At 42.2% G+C, this 23,274-nt stretch carries 25 protein-coding genes; 24 read left to right on the forward strand and 1 reads right to left on the reverse strand.

Annotated features, from left to right (window positions below):
- Positions 1–70 precede the first annotated feature (70 nt).
- From mutL to HED67_RS03655, 14 genes are all read left to right on the forward strand, one after another.
- Positions 71–2,167, forward strand: a complete 2,097-nt coding sequence (gene mutL / locus HED67_RS03590; protein WP_221717542.1) for a DNA mismatch repair endonuclease MutL — start codon at positions 71–73, stop codon at positions 2,165–2,167.
- A gap of 16 nt (positions 2,168–2,183) precedes the next feature.
- Positions 2,184–3,128, forward strand: a complete 945-nt coding sequence (gene miaA / locus HED67_RS03595; RefSeq protein WP_221717543.1) for a tRNA (adenosine(37)-N6)-dimethylallyltransferase MiaA — start codon at positions 2,184–2,186, stop codon at positions 3,126–3,128.
- 89 nt (positions 3,129–3,217) lie between these two features.
- Complete coding sequence (locus tag HED67_RS03600) at positions 3,218–4,525, forward strand: methionine gamma-lyase family protein (RefSeq protein ID WP_221717544.1); 1,308 nt, start codon at positions 3,218–3,220, stop codon at positions 4,523–4,525.
- Positions 4,526–4,636: 111 nt separating this feature from the next.
- Positions 4,637–5,341 (forward strand): RadC family protein, encoded by a 705-nt coding sequence (radC, locus tag HED67_RS03605; protein WP_178441505.1) that lies wholly within the window; start codon positions 4,637–4,639, stop codon positions 5,339–5,341.
- Between the two features lie 16 nt (positions 5,342–5,357).
- The gene (gene mreB, locus HED67_RS03610) at positions 5,358–6,383 is read left to right on the forward strand and encodes a rod shape-determining protein (RefSeq protein ID WP_178441504.1); all 1,026 of its coding nucleotides are present in this window, start codon (positions 5,358–5,360) and stop codon (positions 6,381–6,383) included.
- A gap of 10 nt (positions 6,384–6,393) precedes the next feature.
- Positions 6,394–7,356 (forward strand): rod shape-determining protein MreC, encoded by a 963-nt coding sequence (gene mreC, locus HED67_RS03615; protein WP_221717545.1) that lies wholly within the window; start codon positions 6,394–6,396, stop codon positions 7,354–7,356.
- Positions 7,353–7,865: a rod shape-determining protein MreD gene (gene mreD, locus HED67_RS03620; protein WP_178441502.1), complete on the forward strand. Its 513-nt coding sequence runs from the start codon at positions 7,353–7,355 to the stop codon at positions 7,863–7,865. Before mreC ends, mreD begins: the two co-directional genes overlap by 4 nt.
- Entirely contained in the window at positions 7,858–10,656 is a 2,799-nt protein-coding gene (locus HED67_RS03625) for a penicillin-binding transpeptidase domain-containing protein (protein ID WP_221717546.1), read from the forward strand. Before mreD ends, HED67_RS03625 begins: the two co-directional genes overlap by 8 nt.
- 90 nt (positions 10,657–10,746) lie before the next feature.
- Positions 10,747–11,538, forward strand: coding sequence for a septum site-determining protein MinD (gene minD, locus HED67_RS03630; RefSeq protein WP_178441500.1), 792 nt, complete (start codon positions 10,747–10,749; stop codon positions 11,536–11,538).
- Positions 11,539–11,553: 15 nt separating this feature from the next.
- A complete protein-coding gene (gene minE, locus HED67_RS03635; RefSeq protein WP_178441499.1) occupies positions 11,554–11,829 on the forward strand; it encodes a cell division topological specificity factor MinE in 276 nt (91 codons plus the stop codon).
- Positions 11,830–11,839: 10 nt separating this feature from the next.
- Positions 11,840–12,982 (forward strand): FtsW/RodA/SpoVE family cell cycle protein, encoded by a 1,143-nt coding sequence (locus HED67_RS03640; protein WP_178441498.1) that lies wholly within the window; start codon positions 11,840–11,842, stop codon positions 12,980–12,982.
- A 6-nt stretch (positions 12,983–12,988) separates the two neighbouring features.
- Complete coding sequence (locus HED67_RS03645; protein ID WP_015514122.1) at positions 12,989–13,384, forward strand: methylglyoxal synthase; 396 nt, start codon at positions 12,989–12,991, stop codon at positions 13,382–13,384.
- 14 nt (positions 13,385–13,398) lie between these two features.
- Positions 13,399–14,388, forward strand: a complete 990-nt coding sequence (locus HED67_RS03650; protein ID WP_221717547.1) for a D-alanyl-D-alanine carboxypeptidase family protein — start codon at positions 13,399–13,401, stop codon at positions 14,386–14,388.
- 92 nt (positions 14,389–14,480) lie between these two features.
- Positions 14,481–14,900, forward strand: a complete 420-nt coding sequence (locus HED67_RS03655) for a twitching motility protein PilT (RefSeq protein WP_178441496.1) — start codon at positions 14,481–14,483, stop codon at positions 14,898–14,900.
- A gap of 97 nt (positions 14,901–14,997) precedes the next feature.
- Here HED67_RS03655 and HED67_RS03660 read toward each other — a convergent pair whose 3' ends face one another.
- Positions 14,998–15,201, reverse strand: a complete 204-nt coding sequence (locus HED67_RS03660) for a DUF378 domain-containing protein (RefSeq protein WP_178441495.1) — start codon at positions 15,199–15,201, stop codon at positions 14,998–15,000.
- A 158-nt stretch (positions 15,202–15,359) separates the two neighbouring features.
- Here HED67_RS03660 and HED67_RS03665 point away from each other — a divergent pair, with 158 nt between their 5' ends.
- From HED67_RS03665 to HED67_RS03710, 10 genes are all read left to right on the forward strand, one after another.
- Positions 15,360–16,295, forward strand: a complete 936-nt coding sequence (locus HED67_RS03665) for a TIGR01212 family radical SAM protein (protein ID WP_221717548.1) — start codon at positions 15,360–15,362, stop codon at positions 16,293–16,295.
- A 5-nt stretch (positions 16,296–16,300) separates the two neighbouring features.
- The gene (locus HED67_RS03670) at positions 16,301–17,653 is read left to right on the forward strand and encodes an HlyD family efflux transporter periplasmic adaptor subunit (RefSeq protein ID WP_221717549.1); all 1,353 of its coding nucleotides are present in this window, start codon (positions 16,301–16,303) and stop codon (positions 17,651–17,653) included.
- 24 nt (positions 17,654–17,677) lie between these two features.
- Positions 17,678–18,370 carry a YggS family pyridoxal phosphate-dependent enzyme gene (locus HED67_RS03675; RefSeq protein WP_221717550.1) on the forward strand — a complete coding sequence of 231 codons (693 nt, stop codon included), beginning with the start codon at positions 17,678–17,680 and terminating at the stop codon, positions 18,368–18,370.
- A 53-nt stretch (positions 18,371–18,423) separates the two neighbouring features.
- Positions 18,424–19,050 (forward strand): cell division protein SepF, encoded by a 627-nt coding sequence (locus HED67_RS03680; protein WP_178441491.1) that lies wholly within the window; start codon positions 18,424–18,426, stop codon positions 19,048–19,050.
- Between the two features lie 19 nt (positions 19,051–19,069).
- On the forward strand, positions 19,070–19,738 hold the full coding sequence (locus tag HED67_RS03685; RefSeq protein WP_221717551.1) for a DivIVA domain-containing protein: 669 nt from the start codon (positions 19,070–19,072) through the stop codon (positions 19,736–19,738).
- 82 nt (positions 19,739–19,820) lie between these two features.
- A complete protein-coding gene (gene aroB, locus HED67_RS03690; protein ID WP_178441489.1) occupies positions 19,821–20,924 on the forward strand; it encodes a 3-dehydroquinate synthase in 1,104 nt (367 codons plus the stop codon).
- Positions 20,921–21,427 (forward strand): signal peptidase II, encoded by a 507-nt coding sequence (gene lspA, locus HED67_RS03695; protein WP_215631263.1) that lies wholly within the window; start codon positions 20,921–20,923, stop codon positions 21,425–21,427. The genes aroB and lspA overlap by 4 nt, the downstream gene beginning before the upstream one ends.
- Before the next feature lie 21 nt (positions 21,428–21,448).
- A complete protein-coding gene (locus HED67_RS03700) occupies positions 21,449–22,378 on the forward strand; it encodes an RluA family pseudouridine synthase (protein ID WP_221717552.1) in 930 nt (309 codons plus the stop codon).
- A gap of 62 nt (positions 22,379–22,440) precedes the next feature.
- Entirely contained in the window at positions 22,441–22,821 is a 381-nt protein-coding gene (locus HED67_RS03705) for a diacylglycerol kinase family protein (RefSeq protein ID WP_221717553.1), read from the forward strand.
- A 36-nt stretch (positions 22,822–22,857) separates the two neighbouring features.
- Complete coding sequence (locus HED67_RS03710) at positions 22,858–23,271, forward strand: phasin family protein (protein ID WP_178441485.1); 414 nt, start codon at positions 22,858–22,860, stop codon at positions 23,269–23,271.
- Positions 23,272–23,274: the final 3 nt, after the last annotated feature.

Raw genomic sequence — 23,274 nt, forward strand, 5'->3', positions numbered from 1 at the left:
CATCAAATGGTCACAAAATACTGATATACTATTTGTTTAGGATAAAATTAACAGGAAAGGGGGCAGCAGGATGAAGTCTATTCATTTACTGGACAGTGATACCATCAACAAGATTGCAGCCGGAGAGGTTGTGGAGAGACCGTCCTCGGTGATTAAAGAACTTGTGGAGAATGCTATTGATGCGAAAGCATCGGCAATTACGATTGAGATTAAAGAGGGCGGCATTGCCATGATGCGTGTGACAGATAATGGCGGCGGCATTGACAGAGATGATATCAAGACGGCCTTTGTGCGTCATGCCACAAGTAAGATTGAAACGGCTATGGATCTGATGACAGTAGGATCACTGGGGTTCAGAGGAGAGGCCTTGTCAAGTATTGCCTCCGTTTCTCAAATTGAACTGATAACAAAGGTACACCGGGAATTATTGGGGGTTCGTTACTGTATTGATGGTGGTGAAGAAAAGAGCTGTGATGATATCGGATGCCCGGACGGCACCACGATCATTGTGAGAAATCTGTTCTATAATACACCGGCCAGGAGAAAGTTTTTGAAGACGGCAGCAACCGAGGCTGCCTATATTAATGATCTGGCAGGACGACTGGCATTGTCCCATCCGGATGTATCCTTTAAATTTATTAACAATAATCAGAATCGGCTTCATACCTCCGGCAACGGCAATCTGAGAGATATCATTTATCAGATTTACGGACGGGATGTGGCAGGACAGCTGCTGGAAGTGGATGTTGAGGGCAAACTCTGTCATGTGACAGGATTTATCGGCAAACCGATTTTGTCCAGAGGCAATCGAACATGGGAGAATTATTTTATTAATGGCCGTTATATCAAGAGCAACATTATTACAAAGGCAATTGAGGATGCTTATAAGACATTTGTCATGATTCACAAATATCCTTTTACGGCCTTTCATATTGAAGTCGATCCGGCACTGATCGATGTGAATGTGCATCCGAGAAAGATGGAATTGAGGTTCAATCAGAATGAAGCGGTATATCAGGAGATTTATGATATTGTCCGTGCAGTGCTGGAACATCGGGAGCTGATACCGGCCATTTCCCTGAAAGATCAGAAACAAGCCAAAGAGGAACCAAAGAAAAAAGAATCAGGGCCGGAACCTTTTGAACTGCAGCGGCTGGCAGCCATGGGAGCAGGGCAGAAAAAGCCGGAGCAGCCATCGGCAGACTATACAAAGCAAAACAGGCCGGCTAAAACAGGTGTATCGGATAGAACTTCCGTGGCAGCAGGCAGTGGCTATTCGGCGGCATCTTATCCGAATCAGGATGCTGACAGCAAACCATATACTGCACCGACAGGACAATCAGGAAGTGCATTTGTGCGGGAAACGCCGACGGCATATCATCATAAAGAGACGATGGCACAAAGTACTCCGAAATTGCAAAATGAAAACAACAGGGCAACGATGTCCGGAACTGCGGAAGAACAGAAGAAGACGGAAGTGACGCCGTTTGAAGCAGCAGAGAAAGCACCGCAGCCGCAAATGCCAATCGTTGGAGAACAGATGCAGCTTTTTGGTGAGGATGAAAGGCTTCTGGATGAGAAAGCAAGAGCACGGCATCGTTTAATCGGACAGGTTTTTGACACCTACTGGATGGTAGAATATGATGGCAAGCTATTTATTATTGATCAGCATGCGGCACATGAAAAAGTGCTTTATGAAAAATTGATGAAGGCTTTTTCAAAAAAAGCACTTCAAAAACAGATGCTGTCACCGCCTGTGATTCTGACATTGTCGATGCAGGAAGAAAATATTTACAGCCGTTATGAGGATTATTTTGCGGAACTGGGATTTGAAGTCGAATCTTTTGGGGGCAGAGAGTATGCGGTATGCGGCGTCCCGCTTCAGCTTTTTGGAATGAATGCAAAAGACATTTTTATTGAAATACTGGACAGTTTGACGGAGGAAAGCCGCAGACTGGATGGTTCAGCCATTACGGATCATATTGCAACCATGGCCTGCAAGGCGGCAGTGAAGGGAAATAATAAATTGTCCTTTAAAGAGGCGGATGCTCTGATCGAACAACTTTTGCAGGCAAAGAATCCATATACATGTCCTCATGGACGGCCGACAATCATTTCACTTTCAAAATACGAACTGGAGAAGAAATTTAAGCGAATTCAATCATAGAATGGGAGAATGAAACATGAAAGAGCCATTGATCGTACTGACCGGGCCAACGGCCTCTGGCAAAACAGCACTTTCCATTGAACTGGCCAAAGCCATCGGCGGGGAGATTATTTCTGCAGATTCTATGCAGGTTTACAGACAGATGGATATTGGAACAGCCAAGATCCGTCCGGAAGAGATGGAAGGAATCCCTCATTATCTTGTGGATGTGCTGGAACCGGATGATCCTTTTAACGTTGTTGTTTTCCAGCAGATGGCCAAAGCAGCGATGAAAAAGATCAGGGAAAACGGACATATTCCGATCATTGTGGGCGGCACGGGATTTTATATTCAGGCTATTTTAAATGATATTGACTTTAAAGAGAATGAAGATGACGGTTACAGAAGTCATCTGGAAGCAATGGCAGCAAGTGACGGCGGGCCGGAAAGGCTTTATGAGATGCTGAAAGAGGTGGATCCGGAATCCACAGAGAAGATCCACTGTCATAACACCAAGCGCGTCATCCGGGCACTGGAATATTTTCATCAGACCGGACAGAAGATTTCTGAGCACAATGAACAGGAATCCAGGAAGGAATCACCCTATAATTTTGCGTATTTTGTTCTGAATCGGCCGAGAGAGGTTCTGTATGAGCGAATCGATCAACGTGTGGATCAGATGATGGAAGAGGGCCTTGTCCAGGAAGTGCGAAAGTTAAAGGACAAGGGATATGACAGGAGCCTTGTTTCTATGCAGGGACTTGGCTATAAGGAAATCCTGGCGTACTTTGACGGGGAGCTATCCCTTGAAGAGGCTGTTTATATATTAAAACGTGATACAAGACATTTTGCCAAGCGGCAGTTGACCTGGTTTAAAAGAGAGCGGGATGTTTTGTGGCTTGATCAGTCAAAATATGATTCTCGGGGTGCTATACTGGCGGATATGATACATATCCTTCGCCAAAAAGGCATAATAGACTGAGCTTGTATCATATAATAGGAAAGACATAGCAGATATGACAGGGCATATTTGCGGCCTTGTATCAGATCACAACAATAAAGGAGAAAAAAATGACAAAGGATAAGATAGAAAATGAATTAAAAGGACTGTATGAGCATCTTCATCTGGATGAGGATGTGTATAATTATTGCAGTCAGATTGAAAAATCTTTAAAAGAACGTTTCGAGGCTATTGATCAGGTAGCGGAATATAACCAGCTGAAAGTGATCAATGCCATGCAGAAAAACAGAGTCAGCGAGAGACATTTTGCGGGAACAACAGGTTATGGCTATGATGATGATGGACGAGATACCCTTGAAAAAGTCTATGCGGATATTTTTCATACAGAAGATGCGCTTGTACGCCCACATATCACATGCGGCACACATGCGTTGACAGTGGCTCTTTCCGGCAATTTAAGACCGGGAGATGAACTTTTGTCGCCTGTGGGCAAGCCTTATGATACGCTGGAAGGTGTCATCGGCATCCGACCAGAGGTGGGTTCTCTGGCAGAGTATGGCGTGACATATCGTCAGGTGGAACTTCTGGAGGACGGTACCTTTGATTATTCAGCCATTGAAAAAGCCATCAATGAGAAAACAAAACTGGTAACGATCCAGCGTTCCAAAGGCTATTTGCCTCGGCCGACTTTTTCTGTGCAGCAAATCGGCGAACTCATCAGTTTTGTCAAGAAGATCAAGCCGGATGTGATTTGCATGGTGGATAACTGTTATGGTGAGTTTGTAGAGACAATCGAACCATCTGATGTGGGCGCAGATATGTGTGTCGGATCCCTCATCAAAAATCCAGGCGGCGGACTTGCCCCAAGCGGCGGTTATATTGCCGGACGCAAAGATTGCGTAGAAAGAGCAGCGTATCGTCTGACAGCACCGGGACTTGGCAAGGAACTGGGTGCAAATCTTGGTGTGAATCGCTCACTTTATCAGGGCCTTTTCCTGGCACCTCAGGTAACGGCTTCTGCACTGAAATCAGCTATCTTTGCAGCCAATATTTACGAAAGACTTGGATTTAAAGTCGTTCCAAACAGCACAGAGTCCAGACATGACATTATCCAGGCGGTTGTACCGGGTACAGCAGAGGGTGTGATTGCATTCTGCAAAGGTATTCAGGCAGCCGCTCCTGTGGACAGCTATGTAACACCGGAACCATGGGCGATGCCTGGTTATGATTGTGATGTTATTATGGCAGCAGGTGCTTTTATCTCAGGTTCTTCCATTGAACTGAGTGCTGATGGCCCGATTAAACCGCCATATGCTGTTTATTTCCAGGGGGGTCTGACATGGCATCATGGAAAGTTTGGTATTATGATGTCCCTTCAGAAAATGAAAGAGGCCGGATTAGTGCACCTGCCTTTGTAAGCTTTTTGTCAGAAAGGATTTACATCAAACTGTGTATACATGAGAATCCTTTTGTGATAAAATGAGATGAACTGTGAAGCTCCGATTGCCTGAAATGAAAGGAGCAGCAGTATGAAAGAGAAACAAAAACATCTGACAATGAAGGAACTTCCGGTGACGGAACGTCCGTATGAGAAGTGTGAGAAGAACGGGGCAGGCATGTTGTCTGATGCCGAACTTCTGGCAATTGTGATCAAAACCGGCACCCGGGGAGATAAAGTGATGGATCTGGCTGTTCAGCTATTGAATCTGAATCCTTCCTGTCAGGGCCTTGAAGGCATTATGAGCCTTGACATTCAGGATTTTCAGAAGATAAGGGGTATAGGACGGGTCAAGGCTGTTCAGTTGGCGGCAGTCTGCGAACTGTCCAGAAGAATGACCCGGATCCGCTTCAGAAGAGATTATGTTTTTGAAACACCGCAGTCTATCGCAGATTACTATATGGCGTATATGTGTCATCTGGAGCACGAGGAGGTGCATGTGATGATGCTGGATGCCAGACAGCATATGATCAGTGAATGCCTTCTTACGAAGGGAACAGTCAATGCCTCTCTGATCGCTCCCAGAGAGATTTTTATTCATGCATTGAAAGCAAATGCAGTCGGGATCATACTGGTACATAATCATCCCAGCGGTGATGATACACCCAGCAGAGAAGATCTGGCTGCAACAGAAAAGGTGAGATGCGCCGGAGACCTGATCGGAATCCGGCTGTTAGACCATATTATTATCGGCAGCGGACATTTTACCAGTCTGTGCGGGAGCTGGCACCATTAGGAAAGGGGAAACACCATTGGCGGGAAAAAAATACGGTCTGGATCTTGGAACAATGAACATCAGAATTTTCCAGGGCGGACATGGACTTGTCGTATATGAAAAGAATATGATTGCCATACAGCGAAAGAAAGAAGTCGCGGCAATCGGCAATGATGCATTTGAGATGTATGAACGTACACCGGCATCCATTGTGATCTCAAATCCGGTCAGAGACGGTGTGATCGCAGATATTAACAATATGAACAAGGTAGCGGAAGCACTTCTGAAGAAATGCGGATGCACATCGGGTTTTATGAGAAATAACAGTTTTTATCTTGCTGCACCATCAGATGTGACGGAAGTGGAAAAAAGAGCTTATTTTGACCTGATCGCGCATTCGGCCTACAATACCCACAATATTTTTGTTATTGAGAAGCCTCTGGCAGCGGCCTTGGGAGAGAATATAAATGTTATGAGCAAAAAGGGCATGATGCTTGTTGATATGGGTGCGGGAACAACGGAGATCACGGTCATCACCATGGGCGGCATCGTTGTCAGCAAATTATTGAAAATGGGCGGCAATACGATCAACGCGGCCATTTGTCAGTTTGTCAAAGAACGCCATCATCTTGTGATCGGAGACAAGACAGCTGAAGCACTCAAAATAGAACTCGGACATGCCATTCCGGGACGCGGAAAGCAAAAGAGAGTTTTTGGACGGGATTTGATCACGGGACTTCCGGCAAATGTGGAAGTAGCGGATCATCTTGTCTTTGATGCGCTGAAAGACTATCTTTTTCAGGTTGTTAAAACGATCCGCAACATCATGGAAACCATTCCGCCGGAATTATCGGCAGATATTATTGAAAGCGGTATTTATTTTACAGGCGGAACAACATTGATTCCGGAGCTTGACAGACTTTTCAGTGCATCACTTCATGTGAAGACAGTATTTGCAGATAAACCGCTGGAAAGTACCGCAAAGGGACTCGGTGTGATCATGGATCATGCATCAGACTATAGAGAGCTGACATTCTCATTGAGAGATGCGGCTTTTGAATAGAGGAATGAATATGAAGAACAACAGAAAAAATAAAATAAAGCCCAAGTATATTCTGGCGGTACTCAGTATCCTATGTCTTGCGGGAATCGGTTTCAGTCTCTTTAAGGGAGCATCTGTTCCTACAGCAGGAACTATTATCAATTCGTTGATGGCGCCGATGCAGGAAGGAATCAATAGCTTTGGCGATTTCACCGCAAGTATTGCCCGGAGAAAACATAAGACGGCAGAACTTCAGTCTCAGAATGAAGTATTGAATGATGAAGTTGAGAAACTACAGGCAAAATTAACATCGATGGAGAATAACCTGTCAGATTATGAAGATCTGCTCAAGCTTCTTGAACTTTCAGAGAAGTATCCATCTTATGAGATGACAGGTGCCAGAATTATAGGAAAAGACGCCGGCAACTGGTATGATACATTTACCATCAACAAAGGAAGTTCCGACGGCATAGAAAAAGATATGAATGTTGTGGCGGATAATGGTCTTGTGGGAATTGTGACACAAGTGAATGCCAATTCATCTGTTGTAAGAAGTATCATTGATGATACAAGCAATGTCAGCGGCATGATCAGCAAAAATAGGGATATTTGTATTGTCAATGGTAATCTGACATTGATGGACAGCGGCATGCTGAATGTGGAATTGATCACAAAAGATTCCACTGTTGTTAAGGGGGATGAAGTGGTAACTTCTTATATCAGCAACAAATATCTTCCGGGACTCTTGATCGGCTATATCAGTGAAGTGACGGAGGATGATTCAGAACTGACCCTCAGTGCCAAGCTGACTCCGGCTGTGGATTTCCAGCATCTTTCTAATGTGCTGGTTATTAAACAGCTCAAAGCCGATATGGAAGATTCCGGCAATTCATCCGGAGTATCTGAATCAGGCACAGTGCCATCTGATACATCGTCATCAGAGACAGAGACACAGACATCTTCCACAGCAGACAGCGGGGAGGGAGAAGAATGAAAAAGGTTCTGGCTTATGGCGGGATGATTCTTCTTTTTGTGCTGCTGCAATGCTCATTTTTTACACATTTGAGTCTGGCTGATGTTGTACCGAATCTGCTGATCATTCTGACAGCTTCCATTGCAATCATCAACGGGAGTCTGGAGGGATGTCTGGTCGGATTTTTCAGCGGATTGCTGCTGGATCTGATGTTTGGACCTTATATTGGCATGTATGCCTTTGGCTATCTGCTGTGCGGATATCTGACAGGTATCGGCAATCGCATTTTTTACAAAGAGGATATTACATTTCCTGTATTAATGATCGCTGCGGCAGATTTGTTTTACGGATGCTATATGTACATTTTCGGCTTTATGATCCGAGGCAGATTGAATGTGCTGTTTTATCTGAGGAGAATCATTTTACCGGAGGCGGTATATACTGTCATTATTGCGGTTTTCCTTTACAGAATCATATTAATTATTACTGAACACTTACAGAAAAAAGGAAGTGAGAACCTAATTGTTTAAAAATCTTCTTGAGGATTTACTGAATTATATTAAGACAAGAACTTTTGTACTTGGCGTTATCTGTGCTGTCATGATCGGTATCCTAGTGCATCGTTTGTTTGACCTTCAGATCATCAATGGCGAAGATTATCTGAATACTTTCACTTATCGTATTCAGAAAGATACAGAAATCGAGAGTCCCAGAGGAACCATTTATGATGTGAATGGTGTGCCGTTGGCTTACAATAAATTGTCTTATTCGATCACATTGGAAGATAGTACGCTTCTGACAGATAATCAGACAAAGAATACAATGATTGCCAAGCTTGTGAATTTTGTTGAATCCACAGGCAATACGCTGATCTATGATATTCCCCTTCAGATGGATGAAGAGGGCAATATGAGCTTTAGTGCAGGAGAGGGCACAGTTTTAAGATTTAAAAAGGATGTCTATAGTTCTGAGACACTGACAGATGAACAAAAGAATGCAACAGCGGAAGATGTTTATCAGTATATGAGAGGTAAGAAATTCTTTAATCTGGATGAATCTTATACGGATGAAGAAGCGCTTAAAATCTTATCAGTTCGTTTTGATCTCTGGATGAAGCGATACGAGAAGTACCTTTCTGTTACAGTTGCCAATGATGTCAATGACCAGCTGGTAGCTGCTGTCGAAGAAAACGCAGATGTTCTTCCGGGTGTTTCTGTCAAACAGGATTATACAAGAGTTTATGCAGACAGCAAGTATTTTTCCAATATTACCGGCTATATCGGTTCTATTTCAGAAGATGAACTGGCGGAGTACAAAGAACAGGGCAATGACAGTTATTCTTTGAATGATCAGATTGGTAAGGCAGGTGCGGAATCTTATTTTGAATCCAAGTTAAAAGGCACAAAGGGGTCGCAGAAGTTATATGTCAACAGTCTGGGGAGTGTGCTTGAAGTAGCAGAGAAAACAGATCCGGTTCCCGGGGAGGATGTGTATCTGTCTATTGATGCAGAACTTCAAAAGACAGCTTATGATAAAATTGAAGAAAGAATTGCCGGTATCCTGTTGACTTACATGTCTGATAAAACAACAAAGACAGACAGTGATGTCATGATACCGATCAAAGAATTTTATTATGCACTGATCGATAATAATGTCATCAGCCTGGATCATTTAAGTGCCAGTGACGCGGATAATCAGGAAAAAACATTCTGGAATAATTATAAGAATTATGAAAGTGATACTTCATCTTCTATGGAAGATAAAATGGGAACAGCCCTTAAAGATCTGAATGACGAATATAAAAGCTATCTGATGATGGCTTATAATATGCTGAAGGACAGAGAAATATTAAATACAGGCAATCTGGATGACAATGATGAGACACTGTCAGAATGGAATGCAGGTAATATTAGCTTTAATGATCTGATAGAATATGCCATCACAAAGGATATTGTTAACATCAGTTCCTTAAACCTGTCCAGTGATTATCTGAATACAGAAGAAATTTACAATGCGCTTCTTTCCTATGTTAAAGAGGAACTGCCTTTATATGAAGGCTTCGAAAAAAAAGCTATTTACTATATGCTTCAGAACGACTATATCAGCGGTGCAGACATCTGCCTGCTGCTGTATTCCCAGAATGTGTTGGAGAAAGATGATGATTATGAAAAATTATTGTCCGGTGATATGTCAGCCTACAATTTTATGTACACCAAGATCTATAATCTGGAGATCACACCGGATATGCTGGCATTGCCGCCATGTTCCGGTTCTTATGTGGTGACGGATGTTGATACCGGAAAGGTGAAAGCACTTGTTTCTTATCCGGGATATGATGCAAACCAGATCAATAATGTCAAGTACTATTCATCGTTGATCAATAATGAATCTTCGCCGTTATATAATCGTGCAACACAGCAGACATTGGCACCAGGTTCTACATTTAAGCCGATTTCAGCCATTGCCGGTCTGGAAGAAGGCGTGATTGATGAAGATACATGGATCACGGATAATGTCACCTACACGAAGGTTGAACCTCATGCGAACTGTTGGGATTCATCCGGTCATGGTACCATTAATGTGGAACAGGCTATAGAATATTCCTGTAACTATTTCTTCTATGAGGTTGGTTACAGATTGGGATCAAACAATAACACAACGGAGCTTAGTGACAGTAAGGGACTTACGTTATTAGCCAAATATGCATCCATGTTTGGCCTTGATTCTGTATCAGGTCTGGAACTTCCGGAGACAACGCCGAAGATTTCAGATGAAAGTATTGTACGTTCTGCTATTGGTCAGACAACGCATAATTACACAGCGGCTGAGTTGACAAGATATGTGACGGCGATCGCCAATACCGGTAATTTATATCAGCTTTCCATTTTGGATAAGATTACAGACAGTGAAGGCAATGTGTTAGAGGAAAATCAGCCGAAGCTGACAAGCAAGATTGAATTAAAACAGAGCACATGGGATATTGTTCACAGAGGTATGTACAAGGTATGTAATGAATCCTCTTACCGTTCAAAGATGGGCAATCTTGAAGTAACGCTGGCTGGTAAATCCGGTACAGCGCAGGTATCTGAAACTTTACCTAACCACGGATTGTTTATCGGTTATGCACCTTATGAAAAGCCGGAAGTGGCAGCAACACTGATCATTCCAAATGGTCATGGTTCATCCAATGTCCTGGATCTTTATGCAGATCTGATGTGTTACTATTTTAATGTACCATATAACAATTCATCTGATGAAGAGGGTGAATCAACAACAGCGAGAACAGCGAATATTCCTGCTCAGGATATTCGGACCGATTAAATTCGTGCCGGGTTCTGCGTACACCCGAATTGAAAGATACTGAAGACAATGCAATAAAGAAAAAAGCAGATGTTTTCAGGAGGTTTGAGTATGGGAGAAGTATTTGTGATCACATCCGGAAAAGGCGGTGTCGGAAAGACAACGTCAACAGCCAATATTGGTGCCGGGCTGGCAGCTGCAGACAAAAAAACAGTTTTGATCGATACAGATATTGGTCTGAGAAATCTGGATGTGGTCATGGGACTGGAAAATAGAATTGTCTACCATCTGGTAGATATCATCGAGGGTGGCTGTCGGATCAAGCAGGCACTGATCAGGGACAGACGTTATCCCAATCTGTTTCTTCTGCCGTCAGCGCAGACAAGAGATAAGACCAGCGTTTCACCGGAGCAGATGAAAAAGCTGATCGAACAGCTGAGAGATGACTTTGATTATATTTTGATTGATTGTCCTGCCGGTATTGAGCGTGGCTTTTACAACGCCATTGCCGGTGCGGACAGAGCGATCATCGTGACAACGCCGGAGGTATCAGCGATCCGGGATGCAGACCGCATCACAGGACTTTTAGAAGCTTCTCATATCAGGAATATTCATCTGATCGTCAATCGCATCCGGTACGATATGGTCAGAAGAGGAGATATGATGACTATCGAAGATATTGTTGATATTTTGTCACTGGATCTGATCGGAGTCATTCCGGATGATGAAAATGTGGTTGTGGCCACGAATCAGGGAGAAACACTAATCGGATCAGGAACTGCATCCGGCAAAGCCTATGAGAATATATGCAGACGGATTATGGGTGAAGAGGTGCCCCTGGCTTGTTATCCGCCCCGAAGAAGTTTCTTTTTCAGAGTTGCTGATTATCTGGTGCACAGGTAAAGGGGAGGTGAGACAATGTTTTCTTTCCTTTTTAAACGATCCGTAAAGGTTTCGGGCAAGGTGGCAAGCAGGCGCCTGAAACAGCTTTTGATGGCAGACAGGGTATCCTGTCCTGCAGAAATCACAGATAGCATTTATACAGATATTGTCTCTGTACTAAGCAAATATGTTGAAATAGATACACAGAACATAGACATTAAAATAACACAAAAAGAGAATCAGAATCGGTCCATGGTACCGCTTCTGACTGTTTATGCTCCGTTTAAGGAAGTAAACCGTCATTCGGTATGATAGGAGAAAAATGTTACAACGAAGAAAAAAAGAATTTCAGTATCATGCAAATAAATATAATGTTCATATGTATGATTTTCGCCTGATTTTGTATGTATGGGTACTTAGTATTATAGGTATACTCGTTATTAACAGCGCGGCGGATGGGTTTGCAGTCAAACAGCTGATGGGTTTTATCGGCGGATCAGTGGTGATGATATTTTTTTCACTTATTGACTATAATTATATTGCAAAATTCGAATGGTTTTTGTATTCTATTAATATAGGTATGTTGATTGCTGTCAAGCTCTTGGGCATCAATGTGAATGGTGCTACAAGATGGTTTTCATTGGGGCCTTTTGGTACTTTTCAGCCATCAGAGCTCAGTAAGGTAATCATGCTGATTATTTTTGCACATCTCATCAGCGAACAGAAAGAGAAAATCAACAGTCTGACAACGATTATCAAGATCGGTATTCTTTATGTGATCCCGATGCTCTTAGTCGCATTGGAGCCCGATCTGTCGACAACGCTTGTTTTTGCATTTTTATTCTGTACAATGATGTTTGTGGGAGGTCTCAGCTACAAGATCATCGGTATCATATTGGGGATATCGGTACCGTTGGCAGGCCTGCTGATCTGGTATATTCAGCAGCCGGGACAGATTTTACTCCATGGCTATCAGCTTCAGAGAATTTTGACGTTCCTTAATCCTTCTGATTACCTTTTGACAACCTATCATCAGCAATATAATTCAATCATGGCAATCGGATCAGGAATGCTTACAGGTAAAGGGCTCAATAACAACACCATTACATCTGTAAAAGGCGGAAACTTTATATCCGAGCCGCAAACAGACTTTATTTTCGCAGTTGTGGGAGAAGAACTGGGATTTATAGGAAGCTGTGTGGTACTCGGATTACTCCTGCTGATCATTTTGGAATGTCTTCACATTGCCAAAGATGCAAGAGATATGAAAGGACGCCTGATTGCATCTGGAACTGCCGGTATTCTGATATTCCAGACTTTTGTCAATGTCAGTGTGGCCACAGGTATGCTGCCGAATACGGGGTTGCCGCTGCCTTTTGTCAGCTATGGTCTGAGTTCATTGCTGAGTAATTATATATGTATTGGTTTAGTTTTAAATGTTGGTTTACAGCGGAACAGGAGGTAATGTTTTATGAACATTGGTTTAGTAGCACATGACACAAAGAAAATGCTGATGCAGAATTTCTGTATTGCATACAGAGGAATTCTGGCAAGAAATGAATTATATGCGACAGGTACAACCGGTCGTTTAATAGAAGAAGTCACTAATCTGAATATCCACAAGTTCCTTGCAGGCCATCTTGGCGGTGAGCAGCAGCTTGGTGCGCAGATCGAGCATAACAATATCGATCTGATGATCTTTCTGAGAGATCCTTATACACCAAAGCGGCATGAACCGGATGCACATGCCATTGTCAGCCTTTGTGATGCCCACAATATTCCCATCGCAACGAATCTTGCGACAGCAGAGTTGCTGATCAAGGCCCTTGACAGAGGCGATCTTGAATGGCGTGAATTTTACAAGTAAACAGGTGAAGAATGATGAAGAAACTATTAGCAGCTGTTTGTGTATGCAGCATGCTTTTATGCGGTTGTCAGAGTCAGGGGACCTATCTGAAACCGTACGCAGGTGTAACTGCCAGTAAGACAGCAGATGTATCATCTATGATCGATACACGTGTATGGGAAGGATTTGCGGCGGATCTCGGTGTCGTATCCGTAGATGACAGTGAAAACGGCATTGATTCTGAGACGCTTTCTCAGATTGATGCCAAGGAAGTTTTTCTTACCGGAACAACAGACAGTACAGTACTCACTGCTTATAATATTTATACTCAGATGCCGCCGGCAAGTATTACCAAGATATTGACAGCCCTTGTGGCCCTTCAGAGTGTCAGCGATAAAGATCTGGATCAGGAGGTCACATTGACAGATGATGTGAATATCGATGTGGCAGACGCACAGGTCTGCGGCTTTAAGCCCGGAGATAAGATGACACTTCGAACGTTGCTTTACTGCATGCTGATCTATTCAGGCAATGATGCAGCCAATGCAGTGGCATCGGCTGTCAGTGGCGGTGATATTCCGGCTTTCTGCGATAAGATGAATGAGACAGTTGCAAAGCTTGGTGCAACACAGACACATTTTGTGACTCCGAATGGTCTGGATGATCCGGATCATTATACAACAGCCTATGATCTCTATCTGATATTTAAGGAATGTCTGAAATACGATGTTTTCAAAGACGCTATTCATCAGGCCAGCTATACAGCAGACTTTACAAGAGACGGTCAGGAGATGCAGCAGACTTATGAGACAACAAACTATTATCTGCTGGGTTACAAAACCCCTCCGGATGGTGTCAGCATTATCGGAGGCAAAACCGGAACCACAGATAATGCAGGCTTGTGTCTGATCCTGTATGTAGAAGATGCTTCAGGCAACGGGTATATATCTGTTTTGTTAGGTTGTCCGGATAAAGACACACTATATTCGAGTATGTCAAAATTATTATCAAAAATTCGCAAATAAGCATTGTATTTTTAGACAATTTATACTATAATTAAGACAAATAAATTATATTTTAAATATAATTTACGTGTATATGCTAGGAGGAGATTACGATGATACAGATTATATCAGGTGTAAAAGGTAAAGGAAAAACAAAGTTCTTGATTCAGAAAGCGAATGAAGCAGTGAAAGCTGCCAACGGCAGTGTTGTATATCTTGACAAGAATAATAAGCATATGTATGAATTAAGCAATCGTATCCGTCTGATCAATGTGGGAGATTTCCCTATTGATACATATGATGCGTTTCTTGGTTTTATCTGTGGCCTGATTTCACAGGACAATGATCTGGAACATATGTTTTTTGACAGTTTTCTGACAATTGCAAGTGTATCAGATGACTATGTTGGTTATGTATTATCCAAGTTGTCAGATATTTCTGAGAAGTTCCATGTTGATTTTACAATCAGCGTTTCTATCGATGCAGACAGTATTCCGGAAGAATTTAAGAAAGATATTGTTATTTCATTATAGGGAATATCATTATTTTTACAACCAAAAGCAGCAGAGGCATAGAAGTATGGTCTGCTGCTTTTTCCATGTCATCATGTGATAGAGATAATTAACAAAATTATTCTGTTTTCAATTTCCAGAAAAGTATGAGTGAGTATATTCCGGCTATGCCGACGATGGCATAAATAATCCTGCTGATTGCTGATAATTGTCCGAAAAGACTGGCAATCAGATCAAATCTGAAGAAACCGATCAGTCCCCAGTTAATGGCACCAATGATGATCAGTATGAGGGCAACAATGTCCAGCCAGTTCCTCTCCATGAAAATTCCTCCTTTTTGATAAAGAAAATGATATCATTATTATTGTAAAAAGTGTGAAGATTATGCGTACTTTATGATAAATTTGTGAAAAAGGGTTCCAATATAGGGCAAAAAAAGATATAATTGTATAATGCAGGTTTAAGTAAGGAGGACATAAAGTGTATTATTCTTATTCCAACTGGCTGAAAGAGCGATATGGAGAAAAGGTATATAAACTTCCGGTAAATCTTCCTGTAGCCTGCCCGAATCGATGTAGCGGTCAGAAAGGCTGCAGTTTTTGCTCTGATCAGGGGACCGGGTTTGAAGCCGGATGGGAGCCTGAATCGGTGACCGAGCAGATGCAGCATGTCAGGCAGATTGTGGAGAAACGTTATAAAGCCCATAAATTCATCGCATATTTTCAGAACTATACGAATACATATATGCCAATGGAGCAGTTTAAGGCATATTTGACAGAAGCTTCATGTTTTCCGGATATTGTGGAGATATCTGTATCAACGCGGCCGGATTGTATACGCAGGGATTATCTTCAGTGTATGGCTGATCTTCAGGAGAGGACAGACATTCAGATCAATATTGAATTGGGACTTCAGACGGCCAATTATCATACACTGGACAGGATTAACAGAGGACATGGCCTGGCAGAATATATAGATGCCATGCTTGCCATCAGACAGTATCCATTTACGACATGCACGCATTTAATTGCCAATCTTCCCGGGGATACTGTGAGAGACGCTGTTGAGACAGCCAGAATTGTATCTGTGTTGGGGACAGATATTGTGAAGATCCATTCTCTTTATATTGCAAAGGACAGTCGGATGGCAGAAGACTATTGTGACGGACATCTGGATATCTGCAGCAAGGAAGAATATTTTGAGCGAATCAGACGGATGCTTGAGAATATGGCTCCCTCCATTGCGGTAGAGCGGTTATTCAGCCGGATCCCGGAGAAGGATGCAGTATTTTGCAACTGGCAGACAAGCTGGTGGAAATTGAAGGATGAATTTGAAGCATATATGAGGGCCTGTAACAGTTATCAGGGGAAATACTTTAATTATAGAGACGGTTCAGCACTAAAAGGAGTTTTTTGATTTAAATGGAGACAAAACACAGCAATGCGAAGGCAGGCGGAAGGAAACATTTAAAACTGAATATAGGGCTGATTGTGTTTGTAGGTATCTTTTTTTATATGGTTGCCAATGGTGTCGCCTATTTTACACGGAATCATATATCATTTTGCGAAGTACAGCAGGGAAGTATTGTAGACAGTGATTCTTTTACGGGTCTTATACTTCGTGATGAAGCTGTTGTGTCTGCAGACAGCAGCGGTTATCTGAACTATTTTGTGAATAATGGTGATATGGCAGCCAAGAATAGCAGCGTGTGTATGATCGAAGCCTCCGGAGCCAGCAATGCCAAACAGGATACAGCCAGTGAATTCAGTGAAAGTGATTACAGCAGTATTCGTGAACAGGTGAATTCTTTCAAGAAGAAATACAGCGATGCTGATTATTCTCATGTCTATGATCTGGAATATCAATTGAATAACATTATCAGCCGTATTGTCAGCCGCAGCAATATTAGTTCCATGAGTGGTGATGTATCGGGTAAGTACAGTGTGATGGCAGCAGATGAGTCCGGTGTTATCAGTTATACATATGATCAGATGGAAGAATATACAACCGATGATCTGACGCCGGAGTTATTGACATCACGGAGTTACGAGAAGACCCAGCTGTCAGCAGGTATGAAAGTGGACAAAGGTTCTCCGGTTTACAAGATCATTTACAGTGATAAGTGGCAGATTGTAATCTGCCCAACAGCCCAGCAGCTTAAGCGGCTGCAGGATATGAAGACAGTTGATCTGGTTTTAAAGCGTGACAATATCAAAGTTTCAGCAGATATCAATGTTTTTGAGAAAGATGGTACAAGTTACGTCAGCTTTGATCTGTCTAATTATATGGTCAGATACTGCAATGACAGATATATTGATATCGAAATTGTCTGGAACAATTATGATGGACTGAAAATACCGAAATCATCCGTTACAAGCAAGAACTTTTACAAAATACCGATTGAATATCTTCAGATGACGGATGGAAGTGATGAAAAAGGTTTCTATATAGTCAGTGGTGAAGATACAGAATTTATAAAACCTACTGTATATTCACAGGATGATAAGTACTGTTATATTGATTGTGCGGATATCCGTGAAGGAACAGAACTGAAGAATCCGTCTTCAGGTGAAACTTTTACTGTCGGTGAAGTGGTGGCATTGAAGGGCGTTTATAACATTAACAGAGGTTATGCATTGTTCAGATTGATCGATATTTTATATGAATATGGAGATTACTGCATTATCAGTGATAAAATGAGCTATGGTGTTACACTGTATGATCATATTATTCTCAATGGCGGTGATGTCAAAGAGAACCAGATAATTTATTAGGAAATACATGAAGGAGGCAATGAAATGCTTACAGAGAATGTTATAGAAGTTGAGAAGAATATTCAGGATGCCTGTGACAGAGCAGGCAGGTCAAGAGAAGAAGTCAGACTGATTGCGGTCAGTAAGACAAAACCAGTCAGTGATATTGAAGAAGTATTGACGACGGGTATACTTGATTATGGTGAGAATAAAGTACAGGAATTGTCAGATAAGTATGATGTTCTGCCGAAGAATATCAGATGGCATATGATTGGGCATTTGCAGCGCAATAAGGTCAAGTATCTGATCGGTAAGACCGTACTGATCCATTCTGTTGATTCACTGAGACTGGCTGAGCAGATTGAGCATGAAGCGGCCAAGGCAGATACGATTATGAATGTACTGATTGAAGTAAATGTTGCTGGAGAGGAATCCAAGTTTGGTACAACGTGTAATGAGGCAATTGAACTTGTTCGGGCAGTTGCAGCATTGAAGCATGTCAAGATCAAGGGATTGATGACAATTGCTCCATTTACGGATAATCCGGAAGATAATCGTATTTATTTCAAAAAATTAAAACAATTATCTGTTGACATAAAAAGCAAAAACATTGATAATGTTGATATGGACGAACTATCCATGGGCATGACCGGCGATTATGAAGTTGCCATAGAGGAAGGTGCAACAATGGTTCGTGTTGGTACTGGTATATTCGGTGAAAGAAATTACCAGATATAAAAGATTTTATCTGACAATGAAATTCAATCTAATAAAGAGGAGCGTATAACAGAATGAGTAAAGGCTTTAACAAAATTCTTGATTTTATGAAGCTTAATGATGATGAATATGAAGATTACGAAGAGTATGATGAGGAGATAGAGGATGAGGAAGAAGCTGCAGAACATGCCAAGAGAAAGAAGGCAGCAGGTGCAGAGAAAACTACTTTCAGAACCAGACATACAACTGCTAAGCAGGATGACGGGTTGGACAGTTATGCGGATTTAGATGATGAGCCGGCTCCAAAGAGCACGCACAGCAATTATTCATCCTCCCGTTCTTCAAGAAAGAGCACACCATATGGACGAAACAGTAAGATTGTACCGATGCATACAGCGTCCCGCAGCATGGAAGTATGTGTTTCAAAACCGAATGATTTTAATGCGTGTCAGGAAATTTGTGATATTATTCAGTCCGGACGTGCGGCAATCATCAACTTTGAGGCAGTCACAACACAGGAAGCACAGAGAATCATTGATTTTGTATCAGGATCCTGTTATGCCATCAATGGCAATATCAAACAGATTTCAGAAACAATTGTTATTGTAACACCTGAAGATATTGACATTACCGGAGATCTTCAGGAACTTGCATCTTCGAATGTGAATGTTCCGGCATTCGGATATTCTGAAGAAGAATAGATAAGGAGGTTTGACAATTATGTTAACACCAATTGAAATTCAGGGAAAGACTTTTAAGAATAGTGGTATGGGCTATTCCAAAGCGGATGTGGACAGCTTTTTCTCAACAATCTCATCAGATTATGAAGCATTGTACAAAGAGAACCTTTCACTGAAAGAGAAAATCAATAACCTGAATGCCAGCCTGGATCATTATAAGGAAATTGAGAAGTCTCTTCAGAAAGCACTTGTTCTGGCGGAGACAACAGCAGAAGAAACAATCGTTGGTGCCAAGAAGAATGCGACAGTTATTGAGCAGGAGGCTGTTCTGAAGGCTCAGACAATCGTTGCGGATGCCAAGGTTGAACTTGAACAACTGCATGTAAAGACAACAGATCTGCTGCAGCAGTATAACCGATACAGAGCACAGTACAAGGCATTGGCAGCTGCTCAGCTTGAAACTTTGAATTCAGAAGCCTTTGATATCGATGCAGCAACCATGAAAGCTATCACAGGTTTGGAAGAATCTGCAGCGGAGCACCTGGATCAGCTTCAGGCGGCACCTGTTTATACTGCACCTGAGACGAAAGAACAGAAACAGGAAGATGAGCAGGAAGAGGATTTTGATGAGACACTCTCCACAGAAGATTCAATGATCAAGGATTTCTCAGAGATGTTCGATAATGAGCAGGATGAACAGAAACAGTAATGTATCGATAAAAGATTTAAAAGTCCGGGTCAGCGGGTTATAAGCGTACCCGGACTTTTTGTACAGTAAAGGAAGACAGAAAATGAGAAAAATGATGATTCATTATAAAGGGATACCAATTTACCCGATTATACTTTCAGAGAATTTTGATGGACTGGGTGCAGCATTTGAAAAGTTGTCAGTCAAAGATCGAAAGGTGTGTATTGTCACCGACAGTCATGTAGCAGAGCATTATCTGGCACAGGTGGAGGCAATCGCAGCAGCACATTGTGCATCGGCAGTTCATTTTATTTTTCCGGCAGGAGAAGAAAGCAAGACACTGGCAACCGTGGAGAATCTTTATGAATTTCTGATACAGAACAAGTTTGAACGCCGGGATATGCTTGCAGCACTTGGCGGCGGCGTTGTTGGTGATCTGACCGGTTTTACTGCGGCAACATATCTGAGAGGAATCGATTTCATTCAGATTCCGACAAGTCTTCTTGCACAGGTTGACAGCAGTATCGGCGGTAAAACCGGGGTTGATTTCAGAGCTTATAAGAATATGGTGGGTGCCTTTCATCAGCCGAAGTTAGTGTATTCCTGTGCAGAAACTTTAAAAACTTTGACAGAGCAGCAATATATTTCAGGACTGGGAGAGATCATCAAACATGGCCTGATCAAAGACATTGCTTATTACCATTGGCTTAAGGAGCACAAAGAGGCTATCCTGTCCCGGGATACACAGACAATGATTGAGATGATAGAAGTCAGCTGCCGCATCAAGAAAGAAGTTGTGGAAAATGATCCTGAGGAAGCCGGCGAGCGTGCACTGCTTAATTTTGGTCATACCCTGGGACATGCAGTGGAGAAACTGATGAATTTTACCATGCTTCACGGTGAGTGTGTGGCTGTGGGCATGCATGGTGCAGCATGGCTTTCAAAAGAAAAAAACATGATCTCCGAAGAGATATATCGAGACATTTTGGATACCCTTACTTCCTTTGGCCTTCCGGTCAGTGTAGAAGGCATTACACCGGCAAGAATTGTAGAAGTTTCAAAATCTGATAAAAAAATGGACAAAGGCAAAGTAAAATTTATCCTTCTGAATCCTGAAGGACAGGCTGTGATCGACAGAAGCATCACAGATGCACAGCTTCTGGCCGCTGCGGATGCCCTTGTAAGAAACGGAGAGCAGAAGTTATGAAGTATATAAAAGCAGCAATTGCAGTCATTGCACTTGTTCTTCTGGATCAGTGGACAAAAGTATTGGCGGTGACACATCTGATGAATACAAATGGGGTGACGATCATACCAAACGTTTTCAGATTATATTATCTTGAAAACAGAGGTTCAGCTTTTGGGCTGATGCAGAATCAGAAAATTTTCTTTGTTATTTTCACAATTCTTGTACTGGCGGTTCTGACATTGATTTACAGAAAAATACCGGATACTAAAAGGATGCTGCCTCTCAAAATAGCCGGTATATTGATTTATGCAGGAGCCATCGGCAATTTTATTGATCGTGTCCGTCAGAGCTATGTGGTGGATTTCTTTTATTTTGAACTGATTAATTTTCCGATATTCAATGTAGCGGATATTTATGTGACAACAGCTGCGGTTGCTCTTATTGTACTTGTCATTTTCTTTTACAAGGATGAAGATTTTGTATTTCTCGGCAGCAGAAAAGATAAAAAAACAAAAGTTTAGGACAGATAGGCAGGTGAAAAAGTGGAACAGCGAACTTTTATTGTAGATGAAAACGGCGAGGATCTTCGTATTGACAAATATTTGGCATTATTGATGGAAGATTGCTCGAGATCCTATATACAGAAAATAATTGGCGATCAGTCAGTGACTGTAAATGGCAAATCCGTGAAGGCGAATTATAAAGTCGGAATAGGGGATGCAGTGGAAATTCAGATTCCGGATCCTGTTATTCTTGATATTCAGCCGGAGAACATAACATTGGATATTTTATATGAGGACGATGACATTCTGATCATTAATAAGCCGAAGGACATGGTGGTGCATCCGGCTCCCGGGCATTATACCGGTACGCTGGTGAATGCAGTGATGTATCATTGCGGAGATCAGCTTTCAACTATTAATGGAGTGTTAAGGCCCGGCATTGTTCACAGAATTGATAAGGATACAACCGGGGTACTTGTTATCTGCAAGAATGACAAGGCCCATCGGGCAGTGGCAGAGCAGCTTGCTGTGCACAGCATTACAAGAGCCTATCACGCTATTGTCTACAACAATATTAAAGAGGACGAGGGAACGGTGGATGCGCCTATCGGACGCATGGATGTTGACAGAAAGAAAATGGGCATCAACCGCAAAAATGGCCGTCATGCAGTCACACATTATAGAGTACTTGAACGCTTCGGCAGATATACATATATTGAGTGCCGGCTTGAGACCGGAAGGACACATCAGATCCGTGTGCATATGGCCAGTATTGGACATCCGCTGTTGGGAGATACAGTATACGGACCATCGAAGGATCCTTTTAAACTGGAAGGACAGGCACTTCATGCGAAGCTTCTCGGCTTTCAACATCCGACAACGGGGCAGTATGTGGAATTTGAATCACCGCTACCTGATTACTTTACAGCGCTGCTGAACAAATTGAGACAGATATCCGGAAACAAATAACAGACTGTTCATGAAAGATAATATGTGATACAATAAAAGCATGAAAAGGCAAGGTGATAGGAATGAAGAAAGACAAAAAAGCTCCGTTGTATAAAAGCTTTGGATATGCCTTTCAGGGAATTTATACATGCATCAGCAAAGAACGCAATATGAAGATCCATTGCGGTTTTTCTGTGCTTGTTGTGATTGCCGGTATCATTTTAAAGCTTTCCGTAACGGAATGGTGTATCTGTCTGACACTTTTCGGCCTTGTGATGGCGCTGGAACTTGTGAATACATCCATAGAAGCGGTGGTAGATCTGGTGGCAGAAGAACGAAAGCCTTTGGCAAAGATTGCAAAGGATACGGCTGCCGGTGCGGTTTTGATCGCAGCAATTATGGCAGCGATCATTGGCTGTATTATTTTTGTACCTAAAGGACTGGCATTTATCGGGGTACTTTAGATATGAATTTCTTTTAAAGAGAAGGAGAGATGTAAGATGGAAAAACTCGGAGAAAACCTCAAAAAACTTTTACTTGTTGGTATCGGTACAGCAGCTGTTACAGCTGAGAAATCCAAAGAGATTCTGGATGAACTGGTGAAAAAAGGTGAGTTGACAGTCGAACAGGGTAAAGTCCTGAACAAAGAATTGAAGCACAATATCAAAGAGACAATAAAAGATAATGTCAAGGTTTCTGTGAAAGCATCAACACCGGAAGAACTGCAGACACTTCTCGAGAAGATGACACCAGAACAGATCGAACAGCTGAAGCAGCAGATCAGCAATATGGAGCAGGCTGCTGAGGAGAAAACAGCAGATACTGAAGAAGCAGTAGAAGCTGAAGAGGAGAAGCCAGAGAAGACAGCTGAAGCCACAGAAGAAGCATCTGAAGAGGCAGCAGACGCTGAATAGGAA

The sequence above is a fragment of the Pseudocoprococcus catus genome (assembly GCF_019734885.1).
Classification (GTDB): Bacteria; Bacillota; Clostridia; order Lachnospirales; family Lachnospiraceae; genus Coprococcus_A; species Coprococcus_A catus.